12 protein-coding genes are annotated in these 17567 nt (G+C 43.8%); all 12 read left to right on the top strand.

Annotated features, from left to right (window positions below; all coding sequences use genetic code 11):
- Positions 1–81: 81 nt before the first annotated feature.
- The 12 genes from B3Z75_RS01240 to B3Z75_RS01185 all read left to right on the top strand — a co-directional run bounded on the left by B3Z75_RS01240 (position 82) and on the right by B3Z75_RS01185 (position 17366).
- On the top strand, positions 82–1803 hold the full coding sequence (locus tag B3Z75_RS01240) for a hypothetical protein (protein WP_238868121.1): 1722 nt from the start codon (positions 82–84) through the stop codon (positions 1801–1803).
- Between the two features lie 159 nt (positions 1804–1962).
- Entirely contained in the window at positions 1963–2487 is a 525-nt protein-coding gene (locus B3Z75_RS01235; protein ID WP_238868120.1) for a hypothetical protein, read from the top strand.
- A gap of 28 nt (positions 2488–2515) precedes the next feature.
- Positions 2516–9148 (top strand): RHS repeat-associated core domain-containing protein, encoded by a 6633-nt coding sequence (locus tag B3Z75_RS01230; RefSeq protein ID WP_286845248.1) that lies wholly within the window; start codon positions 2516–2518, stop codon positions 9146–9148.
- A 31-nt stretch (positions 9149–9179) separates the two neighbouring features.
- Positions 9180–9830 carry a hypothetical protein gene (locus B3Z75_RS01225; RefSeq protein ID WP_238868118.1) on the top strand — a complete coding sequence of 217 codons (651 nt, stop codon included), beginning with the start codon at positions 9180–9182 and terminating at the stop codon, positions 9828–9830.
- 159 nt (positions 9831–9989) lie between these two features.
- A complete protein-coding gene (locus tag B3Z75_RS01220) occupies positions 9990–10679 on the top strand; it encodes an outer membrane beta-barrel protein (protein ID WP_238868117.1) in 690 nt (229 codons plus the stop codon).
- 26 nt (positions 10680–10705) lie between these two features.
- On the top strand, positions 10706–11425 hold the full coding sequence (locus tag B3Z75_RS01215) for a porin family protein (RefSeq protein ID WP_238868116.1): 720 nt from the start codon (positions 10706–10708) through the stop codon (positions 11423–11425).
- A gap of 286 nt (positions 11426–11711) precedes the next feature.
- Positions 11712–12137 (top strand): type IV pilin protein, encoded by a 426-nt coding sequence (locus B3Z75_RS01210; protein WP_238868115.1) that lies wholly within the window; start codon positions 11712–11714, stop codon positions 12135–12137.
- Positions 12138–12139: 2 nt separating this feature from the next.
- Positions 12140–12586: a hypothetical protein gene (locus tag B3Z75_RS01205; protein WP_238868114.1), complete on the top strand. Its 447-nt coding sequence runs from the start codon at positions 12140–12142 to the stop codon at positions 12584–12586.
- Between the two features lie 5 nt (positions 12587–12591).
- Positions 12592–14013: a GspE/PulE family protein gene (locus tag B3Z75_RS01200; RefSeq protein ID WP_238868113.1), complete on the top strand. Its 1422-nt coding sequence runs from the start codon at positions 12592–12594 to the stop codon at positions 14011–14013.
- A gap of 11 nt (positions 14014–14024) precedes the next feature.
- Entirely contained in the window at positions 14025–15890 is a 1866-nt protein-coding gene (locus B3Z75_RS01195; RefSeq protein WP_238868112.1) for a type II secretion system protein GspD, read from the top strand.
- A gap of 1 nt (position 15891) precedes the next feature.
- Entirely contained in the window at positions 15892–16884 is a 993-nt protein-coding gene (locus tag B3Z75_RS01190) for a hypothetical protein (protein ID WP_238868111.1), read from the top strand.
- Positions 16881–17366: a hypothetical protein gene (locus B3Z75_RS01185; RefSeq protein WP_238868110.1), complete on the top strand. Its 486-nt coding sequence runs from the start codon at positions 16881–16883 to the stop codon at positions 17364–17366. Before B3Z75_RS01190 ends, B3Z75_RS01185 begins: the two co-directional genes overlap by 4 nt.
- Positions 17367–17567: the final 201 nt, after the last annotated feature.

The following is a 17567-nucleotide window of genomic DNA, read 5'->3' as shown; positions in this document are numbered from 1 at the left end:
AGAGGTCTTTTTTTAACTTTATTGTTCATTTATTTCCTTACTTTTGTATCTTAGAGGTCTTCTATTCTTCTTCTGCGATACATGAAACTTTCAACAATAACCAAGTCCGACTTCGGACGTCGGATTACGATAGTAGTCGTGTCTCTGTTTCTGCTGTTTATCGGATGCGACAGGAAACAGGAGAAACTTACCTATGCCCGACTGCAACAATGGGACGCTCTGCTGGAACGTCACCCAGACATGGTTCTCGACAGCCTCCAGGCGATTGAACCTGAGAAATTATCCCAAGCTAATAGCGCTTATTATGGGCTTTTAAAAACCATTGTCGATGATAAAACATATACAGAATTCAGTTCTGATTCATTGATTACCGAAACTGAGCAGTACTATTGGAAAAGCCAACCAGGATCAATAGACCATATCCGCTCACTAATTTATCGTAGTATAGTGGGTATTCGGATGGGGCATATTGACACCATGACTTACAAACCGTTAAAGGAGGCTGAAAAGCTTTTCAATGAATCAAAAGTCAATAATTTTTCTGCAGGATACTTGATCCATTATCATTTGGGTGATATGCATTACAGTCATAATAACCCTATAGAGGCAAATCATTATTACCTGGAAAGTCTCCGTTTTGCGGAGTTGGAGAATAACAAAACACATATTTTTGATGCATACACAGCCCTTTTCTGGAATGAAATGAAGCGGGAGGATACGCTGGCAGGAAAAATGTATTTAGACAAGCTTTTGGCCATTGAAAATATTTCCCGGCAGGAAGAATACAATTTGTTGAACATGCAATCTACCTATTACCTTATCCAGGGCAATGATAATCTTTCTTTACAACTCGAAATGCAAATGTCCCATCTACTCCCTTTCGTTCTTTATAAGGTGGATGAATCTCATACCTTTTTTTCAATTTCCACCAAGTACAAGAGTCTGAATCAGGTAGATAGTGCCATGTATTACGGTTTACAGGCAATTCAACAAAACAAAGATTCAACGTATAGATCAAATTATCTGTTATACCAGAACATTGCGGATATCGCCTTGCTACGGGATGACTATAAAATGGCAGAAGAATACAGGAAAAAAATGTTTGAAAGCTACCAAAAATCGGTGGATGAGCGGGTTGACAAAAGAATTTTAGAACTGGAAAAGCTTTATAACCTTACCGAAGCCGAAAACAAAGCATTGAAAGCAGAATCAAAAGCAAAAATTCTTTTACTTCTGTTGTTTCTGTTGATACTCATTTTATCCTTCGTCTTGTTCGTTTATTCAAAACGCAAAAGAATGGCTAAATTAAAAAATGACATACTCCAAGCAGAGAAACTGGCAATAGAATCTCAGGCCTTGTTGTTGCAAAACAAAGCAACAGAGCAAAGCCACAGAATTAAGATATTCAGTTTATATTTAACCCAATATTCAGAAAATAAGCAACTAATGAGTTTATTTGAAATGAAAATCAGAGGTGGTCGAAGAAATAAGAATGAGCTGGCCGATGATTTTAAAAAAATGATAGAACAGGGGAAAGAGCAATTTAATGACCTCTCAAATCAGCTGTTCTTATCGCAAATATCTAATAATTTGATAGAGCTTTCATCTGAACAGAATTTCCTGAATGAAGGAGATCATCTTCTGTTGGCCATGCTCGCGATGAAACTTGAAAATTCCCAGATAGCCGCATTTTTAAATATAAACCTGGTTAACCTGAAATCAAGAAAAACTTATTTAAAGAAAAAACTGAAAGAAAATGCTTCATCGATCAATAATTTTGAACAGATCATGTCACTTTTTTGATTTTCTGATCCATTAACCAGGTGAGAATTATTTTTTCAAACATCTTATTTATTGCATGTTAACCGTCAAAAACAGGTGAGATTTCTCTGCACCTATTGACATGTTTTAGAAAAACAGTTTATTTTGACCCCATAATCCATCAGTCAAAAATAAACAGCTATGAAGCCAAACATTTTTCCCGGGGTCTTACCATGGGGGCGGATGAAGTCCTTCCATGCAATTACGGGTTTCCGTGGTACCGTGACAAAACTTGACAACAAGAAGAAAACTATTCTCCTATTTTTTGTTTTGCTGTTCTCCCTTACAGGCTGGTCGCAACAGCTTTCTTATGCTTACGATGCCGCGGGTAACCGCATCAGCCGGACTATTGTAGTGGGTGCCTATCATCCCTCTGGCGGGGAGCAGCATGACTCATCCCGCTTTTACGTGGAGAACATCCACGGAAGAGAACTTTCCATCCATGTCGAGCGCGAAAAGCCCGGTCTTACAATCCAAGTAAGTAGCCACGATTCCTTATTAGAGGGAACATACACCCTTTCAGACAAGAATGACGATCTATTAACCGGAGATATTCTATCTGACAGGAAAACACGCGTGGAACTGGAGGAGGTTCCACCAGGCACTTACACGCTCCATATCCTCGTAAACGATCACTCTTCCGAATGGGAGTTGATTAAATTGTAACCAAATACCTAACTTGACACATACCCTTATGAAAACTTTATACACTTCCATAAAAAGTGTTCCGGTAATAATCTTTGCCGGGATACTCGTTTTATCGATTGTAAACACGGTCGTTTTTTCCCAAACGGCCGATGATACCATCCATTCCGTCGTGAGGAGAAATCCGGTACCAGATTCGTTGAGAACAGGCACGGTGAAAAATGTGTCCGACGAGATAGCGGAATTACAACAAAGGAAAGATGTCAGAACACGCTTTGAAATAACCGCAAAAGGCGATACCATTACACACTATATTTATGAACCCTTTGATTTCGGTGAATTATATACTTCCGGATCTACCGTCAATGCGAATGCAAAGAAAGCACCGGCTGACAGGAAGGAGGCGTCGGCTGAAACTCAGCCCGAAAGAGCAACGACCACCGGCATCACCGTACAGTCAATCGATCAAAGCAAGTCTGTGGGGCAGATTCCTTTTGAAGAAGGGGTGACACCTTCCGGCGGTAAAACGATCACTGTTCCAATCCTCACCGCCCCGGTTGCTTCAGCTGCTCCTCAGGTGTCATTGAACTACAACAGCCAAATGGGCAACTCGCCGGCAGGATATGGCTGGAACATTTCCGGATTGACAGCGATCAATGTAACCAACAAAACCATACACTACGACGGGACAAGCGCCCCGGCCGATCTTTCCAATCCTTCAGCCTGTGCCTTTTCTTTGGACGGAACCCGGTTGGTCACGAACAACAATACCGCTGTTCCCGACTACCATTACGAGACCGCACAAGGATATATCTTGGTGAAGAAAATCATGTACGGCAGCAATGTTGCCTATTTTGAGGCCTTGTTCCCCGATGGCAGCAAGGCAACCTACGGATTTACCAACAACACGGTCATGAAACATACGTATCCTGTAACCTCCATCGTGGATATGAAAGGGTACAGGATAGATTTTGAATATTTGCAGTCCGGCAACATGTATTTCATCTCGAAGATAAAGTATGGAAGCAAGACAACCACACATCCGGCTGAAATCCGGTTTGAATATGTTGCCAGAACAGATTACACTACCGCTTATATTTCCAATACCGGAATCTCTCTGAATCAATTATTGAAAAAGGTGACCTCTTACAATAATGGACAGGAAATACGGACGTATACCCTTACCCATACGCTGGAAAGCGAAGTAAACAGGCTTACCCGGCTGGATTGTTCTTCCGGCACAAGTTCCCTGAACCCACTCGTTTTCGGTTATGACTACTATCCGTCTTATATGTCAAACGGGCAATTTGATGAAGAGCTGTATGGATTCCTTTCTCAGTATTTTAACAACACCCCGGCCAATAAGATGCAGTATATTCGTGGAAAATTCCGAAAAAACAGTTTCGGCGACGGTATGATCACCTTCCCGGGTAAATTTTCAACGTATGGCCTGTTAGCTACACGAAGAAGATGGGTGCCGTTCCATTACGTTTATGCCTATTTATATGGGAGTACTTATCCTGCCGATCAAACCATCCTGATTGTACCAAATCTCGATTTCTTCAGCAATTCAATCTCCATTACAGCTGAATCTGGATTTCAAACCATCAATGCCGTGGATGTGAACGGAGACGGCGTGGATGAAATCGTTAAAGTGAACTTTAACGGGACATCCGGATCCAAGACCGTCCTGAAGGTAACGGTTTACACCCTCACGACGGGAACTGCATACACTACCCGCACCTTCAATGTAAATGTGGAAGGGGTGGTCAACAGCGACGACTATTATTACAGTCCTGTTTCCAGAAGCTACTACTTTGGAGATTTCAGAGGAGACGGACAGATACAAATGGTGACCGTTTCGCACAACAAGACTTTTGATAACCAGGACAGGACCTCTTACTTTGCAGTGGTCGACCTGAACAGCGGGAGTCTGATCAGTGAGAACACACTTTTTTCACATTCCACTTACGAAGATACATATGTGCACACGTTTGATGTGAACGGTGACGCCAAATCTGAATTGTGCCATGCAAGCGCTTCTGCTTACAATGTGTACGGCCTTTCGGGAAACAGCTTCACCTATCAGTACGGTTCTACCGCTGTTCCCCGGTCGGCCTTTTACAAAAAAGTAAAGTTCGGAGATTTGAACGCGGACGGCAAGCTCGACATCCTTGTCCCACCGAATGATTCATATCAAGACATACAGTATGTGGAACTTCCGGTGTGGGCTCCGCATAATTGCCCATACTGTGATGGAAGCGAACCCATCACAGACTCGTATAGTATTCACTGCAGATACTGTGGCATAGATCTTAAGCTTTATTATGAGCAGAATCCTTATAACGCAAGCTGCCGCGAGTGTGGTTTACAGTTACAAACATGTTACAACGATCCGAACTATCCGGGGCAAAGTCTTTGCTGCCCCACACATGGATCTGTGATATTGGCCGAAATTGAAATGGGATATGTGGATAACGGGAATCAATGGAGTTGCTATATCAATACGGGGAAAGGATTTACCGCCACCACGCAGAATATTGTCAACGTAGAATATGATGACAAGATAACCGTGATGGATATGAACCGGGACGGGCTCTCCGACCTGATACAAATAAGGGGCACACAGGCAAAGTTGTATTTAAATTCCAAAGGAACCATTCAAAGCTCCACGCCGGTGAGCCCCATCAACGTTCCTTCCGGAACATCCGGTTTTATGCCTTCGAATGTGGTGAATTATTACAACTCAAGCTACCTGGTTTGTATTAAAGATGCTGAAATATATACCATAACCTATACCAAGGACGAGAGCAAGGCAAACTTGCTCACATTGACGACAGACAGTTACGGCTCGCTGCATCAGAACAACTATTCTAATATGGCGGAGGGTGGTAATTATATCCCAACCACAACATCCCGCTCTTACCCGTACGCATCTTCGATTTTCCCGTTGAACCTACTCTCTTCGGCTTATGTCACTTTACCAAACTACGGGAATTACATAAAGCATCAATATTATACCTATTACGGGGCGGTAATTCACCAGCAGGGACTGGGCTTTTGTGGATTCGAGAAAGTAAGAACGTTTGACTACATGCTAAACATGGAGTCCGTTGAAACCAAAGATCCCCAGATGTTTGGTGTCACAATATCTCTCAGTTCCCCGTTGAAAGAGAGTTTTTATAACTACATAAGAAACGAAGAAAGTAACAAGCAGGCAAACCCCAGGGCATATAACGTGTCGGAAACAGATAAGCTGACCAATGTTTACACCTATGCCTATTATGACTATGATGCATATGGTAACCCGACACAAGTGAATCATAATATCGGTTCGGCTTTGAATACTGTCACCAATCAAACCTATCATAACTCGGTTTCCTCATCGCGCTACCTGATTGGGCAACCATTGATAAAAACAGTGACCAGTACACGCGGTGGTGCGTCGTGGCAGGACAAGGAAGAGATTACATACGATGCCACAACCCGCCTTCCACTGGGCAGGAGCACCTACACCGGCACGACTGCCGTGAATAAAACAGGAGAAACCAAGTGGACATACGAGACGAACGGCAGTGGTATTGTTGCCTCTGAAAAAACGGCGCCCTACAACGTGACGGAGTTTTTAGGAAATACTTATACCTATGATCCCTCCGGAAGGTATCTTGCCTCGCAGACCAATGCATTCTCGCAAACTACCACATTCTCCAATTACGATAAGTACGGGAATGCACGTACAGTTACCGACCACAAAGGACGTATCACTACCCGCACGTTTGATGATTGGGGACAACCTGTTTCAGTGACGGGTCATGATGGCGTGACTGAAGCCACCACACCCGCATGGGGCGGACAGGGAGTGTACACCGTGACCAGGACGGTTACCGGACAACCTTCAACAGTGGCACATTACGATGCGGCGGGGCGTGGGTTGCGCAAAGGGAATCAACGTTTCGACGGCCAGTGGCAGTATGTGGACAACGCATACGACAACAAGGGCAGGCTCGAGAAGGTGTCATTGCCTTTCAGAGGCGCTTCTCCATCTTACTGGAATAGCTATTCGTTCGACACCTATCACCGTCCTACCCAGCTTTTGGAAGCTTCCGGCAAAACTACCTCCTGGAGTTACAACGGGTTGAGTGTGACGGAAACCAAAAACGGAATTGCTACCACCAAAACGACCGATGCCTCGGGTGCCTTGGCAAGCGTGACCGACCCCGGGGGAACCATCTCCTATAGCCTCCGCCCCGACGGACAACCCTCGTCCATCACGGCTCCGGGTGGTGTTATCACTTCGTTTGAGTATGATGCCTTTGGCAGGCAAACCGCCTTGGTGGACCCGAGCGCCGGGCGCCAAATTACTGAGCCCGTCTATTCTTCTGCGGGAGTGTTGACTCTTACCGAAACAAACCCCAAGGGAACCAGCGTGTCGGTTTTTGATAAATATGGCCGTATCACCAGCCTGCAACGGCAGGGTGAGTTCACGACTAATTACGTGTATAATGCGGACGAGTTACTGGCGGGCGAAACTTCCACGAACGGTACCTCTAAGGCATTCACTTACGACACGTTTGACCGGATACTGACAGAAAAGGAAACCGTTCCCGATAACAAGTGGCTGCAAAAGACTTACACCTATGGTGATGGAAATGTATCCTCGGTACAATATGCGGCCCAAAGCGGGACGCTTGGCACGGAAAGTTTCCTGTATGCCTACGGACACAATACGGAGATCAGGCTAAACGGCTCCACCACCATCTGGAAACTGACGGCGGAGAATGATCCCGGTCAACCCACGGCAGCCACCACCGGAAGCATGAACAGAAGCTACTCCTATAACGACTATGGTATACCTACCGGCAGGACGGCCGGCAGCATCCAGAACTTCTCCTACAGTTTTGACACGCAGAAAGGAAACCTTTTAAGTCGTACAGACAACAGACACACAAGGACGGAATCGTTCTCCTACGACAACCTGAACCGTCTGACCAGTGCCGCCGGCAAGGTAATCACCTATGCCGACAATGGAAATATCACCCACATCGAAGGGGTGGGCACCATGGCATACGGCAACATGGACAAGTCGTACCAGGTGACCATGCTCAACCCGGAAGGCATGGCCGTACTCTTGCGCAACCAGAGCGTATCGTACACCTCGTTCCAGCGTCCATCACGTATCGACGAAAATGGCTTGAGCGCATCGTTCACCTACAACGCGGCCGGCGGGAGGGTGAAAATGTATGTAGCCAACGGAGTCACTCCGGTATTGACCAGATACTACATCGGGGGACAGTATGAACTGGACCTGCAGTCCAATACCGAACGGCTCTATCTGGGAGGGGATGCCTATTCGGCACCCGCTGTCCTGGTAAAAGAAGCGGGTGTGTGGAATATTTACTATATTTGTCGTGATTATCTGGGCAGTATCACCCACGTGGCGAATGCCGATGGTTCTTTGAAACAGGAATTAAGCTATGACGCATGGGGACGGTTAAGAAATCCCTCCACACACGTCGCATACACGCCCGGCAGTGAACCGGTTTTGTACCTCGGCAGGGGATACACGGGTCACGAACACCTGACCTGGTTCGGACTGATTAATATGAATGCGCGTCTTTACGATGCGGCATTGGGACGGTTCTTAAGCCCCGATCCCTATGTGCAAAATCCATTTATATCACAAAATTATAACCGGTATACCTACGCGATGAATAATCCGCTGGTGTATATTGATCAGGATGGTGAACTAGCATGGTTTATACCTGTTATTATTGGAGCAGTAATCGGAGGGTATATTGGAGGTTCATCGGCGGAAGGTGGAAAATTGAATCCTTTTAAGTGGAGTTGGAGTGGAAAAACTTGGCTTGGCATTGGAATAGGTGCTGTGATTGGAGGAGCAGGAGGATATGGTTTTGCACTTGGAGCTCCTGCCTTAGCAAACACAGCATTTTTTGCTCATTTTGGTACAAGCGGAACTGTAGCTGCATACACGGTAGCAGGAGGAGTTATTGGCGGTGCAATAGGTTATGGTTCGGGATATGCAGGAGGCTTATTATATAGTAATGGAAATTCAAGTTTTGCGCATCAAATGGGAAAGAGAGGAGCGGTTATAGGCTCAACGCTTGGCGGTGCACTAGGACAATTAGCTGGAGCAAACGAGACATATAAAAATCGAAAAGATACTGCTGTAAAATACAAACAACACCAAAAACCGAAATGGGATGGAGATTATTTTACTGGTACTCAGGAAGAAGCAGATGCAATCACTCTAAATTTAAGTAAAAAATTAGGAATGGAAACATCTTACTATCAAACTAGTAGAGGATATTATTTCGAAAGTGTATCTGGAGAAGCATTTAATGTAGATTGGGGACCACCTAGTGTAGCACACGATAATAAAATAAACTTTACTCCATATAATTATAATGTGAATATTGGAGAACAGAGAAATTCTATGAATGAAGCATACCGCTATACTTACTTTGACAAAGTTGGAGATTTTTTTTATATTGGCAATATTTTTCAAAGAGCTAGAGTTTATTCTGAAACACATACCCATCCACATAATAGTCCACCATCAGGGGCAGATTTGTTATTGTCACGAATATTTGGAATAACTGGATACGTACTTGGCTGGAGTGGTGTCAGATATCAATATGGTGGTCCAGGTTATTTCAAATAATAATATTTCTAAGAAACATTTTACCTTTAATATGAAAAAAATTATATTTACCGTTATTATTCTATTTTTATTTCAAACTGTAAGGCCTCAATTATGTGATAAAATACACTATATAGAAGATAATGAGTTGAGCAACGAAGTAGTGTATGATATAGAAGTTGCTTTTGAAGATTTTATGCAAACAGGAGCAGGAGGGCAAAATGAGAAGTTTTTTCTTATAGAAATAGTAGAAAGAGATAATTTCAATGAATTATATCTATTCTCGACGAGATATATTTTTGAAATAATGTTCAAAAGGCCCGACTGCTATTTCAAGTGTAATGATACAATAATAACATACCTGTATACCAAAGATCACATTCATGTAAGTGATTCTACTTGGTTGAATAATATCATGAAAGAGACTAGTATTGTGTTAGGTGCTCCCGATTTTAATGTAGTCTGGTCGAATGATAGTGTGATTGGACCAATTTGGGGGACTGGTGATATGAATAGAACGGAGGCAATGTTTTTTTATGATCCAGTACCGTTTAAGTATATCGTTAAAAATGGGGATATTTGTTCAAAAGAAGTGGTTTATAAGTTATACTATCCAGATGATCGCCGGCCAAAAGGAATTCCAATAATGAGGTCATTACCATATTGGCCAGTAGAAAGAGAATCATATTATCGAGGATCATAGAGGAAATAAACTTTTTTCGTTCTAATATTTATATTATAGTAAATATGTCTTAACGATTCATGATTTAAATGAAATAGATTGGAAGATCACTTACAGTGGAGAAAAAGAATAAAATATTTTTTAATTTATTTTTATCAACAACTTAAAGAACACCTATTTATGAAACTTACGTACTTTATCGCACTCGCAACTGCTATCGTTTTAACTTCGGTATTTTCAACGGCCATGGCCCAGCAGGCAGAATACCAAACAATGCCACGTTATAGGGATTTCCGCTTTTCCATTGGCGGTGGCTATGCTTACCGCCTCGGCAACATCGAGAAAACAGGCGATGCCGCATTGGATGATATGAATAAAAAACTGCGACACGGTTTTACAGTTGACGCCGATGCCCAATACTTTTTTAAAGAAAGCTGGGGATTGGGTTTGAATGCCAATTTTTCTTCGGCAAGCACGTCGGGAAATAATGTAACCATACCGGGCATTGATCAAGCCGTGAATTACAAGGAAACGCAAAGCATTGTGTATGTCGGACCTTCGTTCGTCGGGAGAAACGAGTCGGAAAAATTCCTGTTGATTACCCACGTGGGTGTCGGGCCGCTTTTCTTCAATGCCGATATGAATTACAGCGGACAGAGCATTACGGGAAATAAGACCACCGTGGGCGTTAATGCTGGGATTGCAGGAGAATATAAAGTGAACAATAAGACAGGGGTGGGACTTAAGCTGTCGTACGTGATGGGCTCGATTGACAACCTGAACGTGGAAGGACAAAACGTGAAACCAGAAGAGAAAATCAGTGTGTCGAACCTGATGGCGACGCTGTTCATCAGCTTCCGTTCGTGGTAATCCCCAAGCTTATACAAACTATCACCATGGCAAGAAAAATGATCTGTCTCACGGCATTGTTATTATCGGCCTCATTCGTGTTTCCACAATTCCACACCGGAATAAAAGGCGGAGTAAATTTATCGAATGTAAGCATGAATATCAACGGCATTGAACTCGACAGTTATGATCCGCGTCCCGGCATTCATGCCGGATTTATGACCGAATACATGTTTGGTGCTCATCTGGGGTTGCATACCGAGTTGATCTACTTCAACAGTGGAGCCAACATAAATCCCGGACAGTTTAAAAAATGGTTTGATGTTTCCGAAGATGTTTCCGTGACCGGAAGTTTGAACATGCACACGTTTCAGTTACCCTTGTATCTGAAAACAAAGTTCGCACTTTCACCCACCGTCAAAATTTACCTGATGGGAGGCGGATTTGCTACATATGCGCTAAAAGCTGATATGTTTGAGAAGCTGTCGTTAGCGGGCGAAGTACCCCTCAAACTGAAATGGAGCCTGTATGAGCCCAACGTGCGTATTTTTGATCAGGATGAAAGCAATGTGCATCTGCAGCAACGCTGGAACGCCGGCCTGGCAGCCGAAACGGGCATTGAAATCAGGAACAGCATTACCGCCGGTATCGGGTTCCGTCAGGTACTCAACAATATGGCCGCATATGGTATCATCTCGGGCGGCGGCTCAATAAAACCCACCACACAAATGTGGACGGCGACCTTTTCGGTTGGATACTTTCTTTAAAGAAAGAGAAGTGGTTTCTTGACGACCACAACTGTCGTGATTGTGATACTCCCCAACAATTACCCATTGTTGGGGAGTTTTGTGTGAAAAACAGGGGATTTTCATGCGACCACAAGCCTGCCTATTTTGGGTTTTGAGCCGGTTATGCTGGTGAGATTTATTTTCTCAAACATCTTATATATTGCATGTTAACCATCAAAAGCAGGTGAGATTTCTCTGCACCTATTGACATGTTTTAGAAAAACAGTTTATTTTGACTTTGTAATGAAAAAGATAAAATAGTCGCATGAAAAATTTAATCAATCGGCATTTCACTCCCAAAAGGCTGAATGCATTTTCTATGTCTGAACTGTTGGTAGTTTTGGTAATTATCGGTATCCTGGTGTTAATTGCCCTACCCAACCTGATGCCACTGATCTCGAAGGCTAAGAGTGTGGAGGCACAACAGCAACTGGTTTTTTTACACTCGTTGCAACAAAGTTATTTCTTCACCCATTCCAAATACTCACTCTCGCTGGATGAACTGGGTTTTGAACAACAACCACTCGTAAGTGAAGACGGCACTGCCAACTACAAGATTGAGATTGTAGAAGCCGATGAGAATGGTTACCGGGCACAGGCCATGGCTGTGGTGGATTTCGACCGTGACGGCACATTCAATACCTGGGAAATAGATCATAACAAACATTTGAGAGAGACCGAAAGAGACTGAATATGCAACTGATCATTCTGATACCTTTAACGCTGATGATCCTCTCAGATTACAGAAGCAGAACGGTTATCTTGTGGCACTTATTGCTGTTTGGAATAACCGTCCTGATCATAAGCTGGTTGGAGAACGGGTTATGGGAAACATGCACCAACCTGGTAACCAACATATTTTTATCGCTCTTCATTGGATTATGCGTATATGGCTATTTTTTATGGAAGTATAAATCGGTGCAGTCGGTCATAGGAAAAGGGGATATCTTGTTTATCCTGTTTCTGACCCCTTTTTTTACACCCCGGTCGTTTCTTGTCTTTATGCTGGTATCTTTCGTCGTTACCTTGTTGATGTGGATCATCATTGCTTCCATCCGCAGAAATGACAGCAACATTCCGCTGGTATCGGGAGTAGGAGTCTGCCTATGTATACTTCTTCTCTATCAACACTTAATCTGAATCTTATGATAAACGCCCATATCCCCACCGAACTGATCCAGTTATTTTCCAGCAGCGATGCCTTGAATTATCGGATTATTCCCTTTGAAACAGGTGAAAATAACATGCTAAAATGTTATGGCGACAGCAGTACGGCGTATGAGAAAATTATACAGGAGATTGCCATCATTTATGATTTAAGCGTGGAGATTGAACCGGTAGATAATGCGGAACTGGACAAAGCATTGAATTTCTATTACCGGCAGGACCGGACTTTCTCCTCAAATGCACAATCCCTCAATATAAGCCACGCTGACTTTGTAGGTAAACTGATCGAGGAAGCCGATACCTTAAAATCGAGCGATATCCATTTTGAACCGTATGAGAAAAAATGCCGTGTCCGTTTCAGGGTCGACGGGAAGCTGATTGAACGCTATATCATCAATAGAACGGACTACCCCGCACTGGTAAACCGTCTCAAGATACTGGCCAACCTTGACATCTCCGAGAAACGGCTACCCCAGGATGGCCGGATCCTCTTTGAAAGGAACAATCTCAAATTTGATGTGCGCGTTTCGGTGATGCCCACCATCTACGGCGAAAAGATCGTACTCCGTCTGCTCTCAAAAGATCAGCGCCTGCTTTCCCTAAGCTGCCTGGGGTTTAGTGAAAAGCAATATGCCGATTATTATCAGGCGATCATGCAACCCAACGGGCTTATCCTTATTAGCGGACCTACCGGCTCGGGTAAAAGTACCACGTTATATGCCACCCTGGGCATATTGAATCGACAGGATAACAATATCCTTACCATTGAAGATCCCGTGGAATATACGCTGCCGGGAATTAACCAGATGCAGTTGAAGGAGGAGATAGGTCTGACTTTCGGAAGCGCCCTGCGCACCTTCCTCCGGCAGGACCCCGACATCATCATGCTGGGCGAGATCCGCGACCAGGATACGGCTCAAATGGCCATACGCAGTTCCTTAACCGGGCACCTCTTATTATCTACGCTGCATACCAACAGCGCATGGGGAAGCATTACCCGCTTGATAGACATGGGGGTACACCCTTACCTGATATCGGAGACCCTGATTGCCTGTGTGGCACAGAGACTGATCCGGTTGTTGTGTCCCCACTGTAAAAAGGCATTACATCCCGATGCTTCCTTTACCAGTGGGTTTGCTTTAGATCCCAACGCAGGTTATCATGAAAAAAGAGGATGCGAAAGATGTTACTATACCGGCTACCTGGGACGAAAAGCCATTTATGAGGTGATACCGATTGACAAGCATTTATCGCAACTCATTAGAAAAAGTGAACCTGACATTGATGCATATCTAGAGCGTCACAAAATCAAAACATTAAAAGATTCAGCTCTGGAAATGTTTGCCAAAGGTGAAACCTCACTGGAAGAAATTCTTCCGCTTATCAGTGAAACGATATGAACAATGATCAGATGAAAAAATATTCCGCTTTCTTTATTATCCTGATATCCATATCGGTAAACCTGCTTGCACAATCTCTTGAAGAAACCCGGCTGGCTGAGCTGAAGGGTAAACTGCAGCGCTTGTCGTATGCCGACAGCCGTTATGCTGAGAAAGTAGATGTCTCTGTCACCAGTTTCCCGGTTTCCGAACTGATCCGGAGTCTGGCGAAAGCACAGATTCTGAATATCAACGTGGCTTTCGGGCCTGACAAACTCATTAATTGCAACCTGCAACAGGTTCCGATAGTGGATATCCTTTTCTTTATCTGCAAAGAAAAAAGCCTCGAGGTAGAAATAATGGATAACATACTATCCATTATTCCTTATAATGAACCCGAAACGGAGCCTCCAATACACATCGCTTATGATCCGCTGAGAGAGGTGATCACCTTTGACTTTACCGACAGCAAATTGTCGTTTGTAACCAAAAAGATCATGGAGAGCACCGGGTATAACATCGTCATACCTCAGCCTCTATACGAACACCGGGTTTCGGCTTATGGTACGAACATGGATATGAACGAGGCGGTGAGAACCATCGCGGCAGTGAACGGGCTCGGATATGCAAGGCAATCCGAAAGTTCGTGGTCTCTGTTCAAACCCCAGGGAGAACAATCACAAACAACCGATCATGCCTTCCGGTTTGATCAGCTTCTGGTGGACAGCGTCGGGCTGATTACGGCTAAGATCACTGCAGGAAATGTACGTGACATGATACCGGATCTGTTTCACCGTCTTGGAATCAACTACTTTTTATCCAACGATATCAGTCATGCCACCAATATAAATGTGGAAGAAGTTGACCTGCATACTTTTCTGAATGTGCTGTTCACGGGTACCCACATTACCTGGCGCATAGATCATGGCGTGTACATAATAGGCAGCAATACCGAAGGGGAACGTTTATCCACGGTGCAGGTTTTTCCAATGAAATATCGGATGGTAGATAAAGTGTCGGAATTTATTCCTACCGAACTCAAAGCAAACGTGGAGATCATTACCTTTCCCGATTTGAACAGCCTTGTCATCAACGGCGACCAGCGCGCGGTAATACGAATCATGAACTTCCTGAATGAAATCGACCGAAGTGTTCCCTTGATCTCCTTTGATGTGATTATTGTAGATGCCACCGACAAAACGTCGCAATCCATTGGTTTATCCATGGGAGTAGGTGCCAAGCCTTCGGTAAGCGGAGGTGTCATCAGTCCGGGTATCGATTTTTCGCTCAGCGCGGCTTCCGTGAACAAGATCATCAACTCATTCAATGGTTTCGGTTCTATGAACCTGGGTAAGGTAACTCCCAATTTTTATGCCGATCTGAAGTTTCTTGAAGACGCCGGAAAAATCATTTTGAGGTCGACACCCAGGCTATCTACGTTAAACGGACACAAGGCCGTGCTAAAAAGCGGGGAGGTGAAATATTACAAGGAGAGCCAGGTCAACATCATTGGGACACAAAACCCGCTTCAATCGGAATCATACCTGTGGAAAAATGTAGAGGCCAACTTTATACTGGAAATCACGCCTTACGTAAGCCTCGACAGTGTCATCACCCTTCAGATCAATCTCGACCAGGCAGAATTTACCGTGCGCGAGAGCAGCGACGAGGATGCGCCTCCGGGGATGACAAAGCGGAGTTTTAATTCCATCATCAAGGTAAAAGATCAGGAGATGGTGCTTTTGGGAGGGATCGAGAAAAACCTCACCGACACCTCCTCGCGGGGTTTGCCTTTTCTGGCAAGGGTACCGGTTTTACGCCTGCTTTTTGGCAACACCACCAAAATAAGATCCTCCCAGAAGCTGAATGTATTTATCAGGCCGATAATCCTTCAATAGTATGCGACTACTCCCTTCTATATTGGGCGAAATCATCATTGCGGAAGTGGAAGCAAGTAACGGTACTGCTTCTACCCGGGTAACGACTGCCAGATATTCATCAAAAAGTTCCGACATTATTCTTCGGGAGATCGGTCATGAAAAGGAGGAATGGCCGAAGAGAAAGCACGGCATCGCCCTGTTGCTTATCAGAGGTAGCGACGTGGGTACAAAAGAGTTCGCAACCTCCGATAATGATGGAGTGAAAAAGATCACTGAAAATGAGAACCTGCTTTGGACAGTTCATGAAGAAAATGATTTTTCCACCATTGATTTTATACGAAAATCATCCGTTGAAAATATATTGAACGCACTGCGTGACAGGAGCCTTCACATCATGGAAATCACAGTATCCCGACATAGTGATACCGATCTTCGTACCACCCTGCTGGACTTGTACGAAAAGAAGCTGAATTTTGAGCACCTGAAGAAATCGAAAGAGTTCAGCGCATTTTTTTTCGACAGCCTGTTTGATAAGATAAAGCTCCCGTTTCTGCTCTTTTTCTTCGTACTCCTTTTTGTCAACTATATCGCATTTTCCAATATAAAGGAAAAATATGAGATCAGTGAGACAGCTTATAACATCCGACTTCAGAAAAGTAAACAGGAAAGGGAGAACAATGAAAAAGCCAACCGCCTTTTCGGTGAGTACGACAAGATTCGCTCATATCCCCTCGCCCTGCTATCAGATCGCATTGCCTCCTATATGCCGAAGGATGTCCGATTGGTCTCCATGGTCTTCTTCCCTGAAAACAGATCCAATGCCGGAGCCAGGGCCGTAAAAAACAACGCGAATTTGATCATTGTAAAAGGAAAGGCTGAAATTGCCGGTACAGTACTTCTGTTCGCCCAATATTTACAGGAAGATAAATTATTCAGCAAGGTTGACATCATCAATATCAACAATTTGAAGGATAACGGTTCATATGATTTTGAATTACACATCATATTATGAGATACTATAGCGGGATCATCAAGTTAGCGGCATTGATCATACTAATGCCCTTTGTGCTGGGAAAATGCACGTTTTCCAAAACATTTCAATTGTATAATGATTATCGGCAGATTCAAACCCTGGAAGAACAGCTGCCGAATATGGCGTTAAGCCAATCGATGTTGGCACCGGTGCTGTTCTCTGATGAGAACCTGACCAGCAATGGCCGTCTGATCGAACTAATCAGTCCGGCATGTGAAGAAGACAGCATCACAGTGAAGCAATACGAGCCCATATTGCTGGATAGCGAAGGCAATTATAAACTGTATAGTGCCAATATGACATTGTCGGGGAAATATATCGATCTGGTAAAAACCCTGAAATACTGGGAAGGCAATATACAATCAATCAAAATATCATCTCTTCAGTTCGAATATGATGAAAAGAAAATGAAAGAGGAGAAGGTGGTGATGACTGTGATTGTAAGACAGATTGAAAAATGATATGCCAATTTCATGATCAACTCAAAACTTGTTATAAATATGAAGAAAACGTTTAATTATCTTGTTCAAATGAGTAGCGCTTTTTTGATGCAACTAAAATTTCCTTCGAAAATTATTGCTTTAAGTTCTCGAAGACAGGTCGTTCTCATAACGTTTTTACTGACGAACAGCCTCATTATCGGTTGTGTAAATTAAACTGTG

Source organism: Proteiniphilum sp. UBA1028 (genome assembly GCF_002316955.1).
Lineage (GTDB): Bacteria > Bacteroidota > Bacteroidia > Bacteroidales > Dysgonomonadaceae > Proteiniphilum.
This window is presented reverse-complemented; position numbering and strand designations above follow the sequence as displayed.

What these genes read in the sequence shown, in the direction of transcription:
- B3Z75_RS01240 (WP_238868121.1), top strand. Translation starts at nt 82, where the DNA reads ATGAAACTTTCAACAATAACCAAGTCCGACTTCGGACGTCGGATTACG.
- B3Z75_RS01235 (WP_238868120.1), top strand. Translation starts at nt 1,963, where the DNA reads ATGAAGCCAAACATTTTTCCCGGGGTCTTACCATGGGGGCGGATGAAG.
- B3Z75_RS01230 (WP_286845248.1), top strand. Translation starts at nt 2,516, where the DNA reads ATGAAAACTTTATACACTTCCATAAAAAGTGTTCCGGTAATAATCTTT.
- B3Z75_RS01225 (WP_238868118.1), top strand. Translation starts at nt 9,180, where the DNA reads ATGAAAAAAATTATATTTACCGTTATTATTCTATTTTTATTTCAAACT.
- B3Z75_RS01220 (WP_238868117.1), top strand. Translation starts at nt 9,990, where the DNA reads ATGAAACTTACGTACTTTATCGCACTCGCAACTGCTATCGTTTTAACT.
- B3Z75_RS01215 (WP_238868116.1), top strand. Translation starts at nt 10,706, where the DNA reads ATGGCAAGAAAAATGATCTGTCTCACGGCATTGTTATTATCGGCCTCA.
- B3Z75_RS01210 (WP_238868115.1), top strand. Translation starts at nt 11,712, where the DNA reads ATGAAAAATTTAATCAATCGGCATTTCACTCCCAAAAGGCTGAATGCA.
- B3Z75_RS01205 (WP_238868114.1), top strand. Translation starts at nt 12,140, where the DNA reads ATGCAACTGATCATTCTGATACCTTTAACGCTGATGATCCTCTCAGAT.
- B3Z75_RS01200 (WP_238868113.1), top strand. Translation starts at nt 12,592, where the DNA reads ATGATAAACGCCCATATCCCCACCGAACTGATCCAGTTATTTTCCAGC.
- B3Z75_RS01195 (WP_238868112.1), top strand. Translation starts at nt 14,025, where the DNA reads ATGAAAAAATATTCCGCTTTCTTTATTATCCTGATATCCATATCGGTA.
- B3Z75_RS01190 (WP_238868111.1), top strand. Translation starts at nt 15,892, where the DNA reads ATGCGACTACTCCCTTCTATATTGGGCGAAATCATCATTGCGGAAGTG.
- B3Z75_RS01185 (WP_238868110.1), top strand. Translation starts at nt 16,881, where the DNA reads ATGAGATACTATAGCGGGATCATCAAGTTAGCGGCATTGATCATACTA.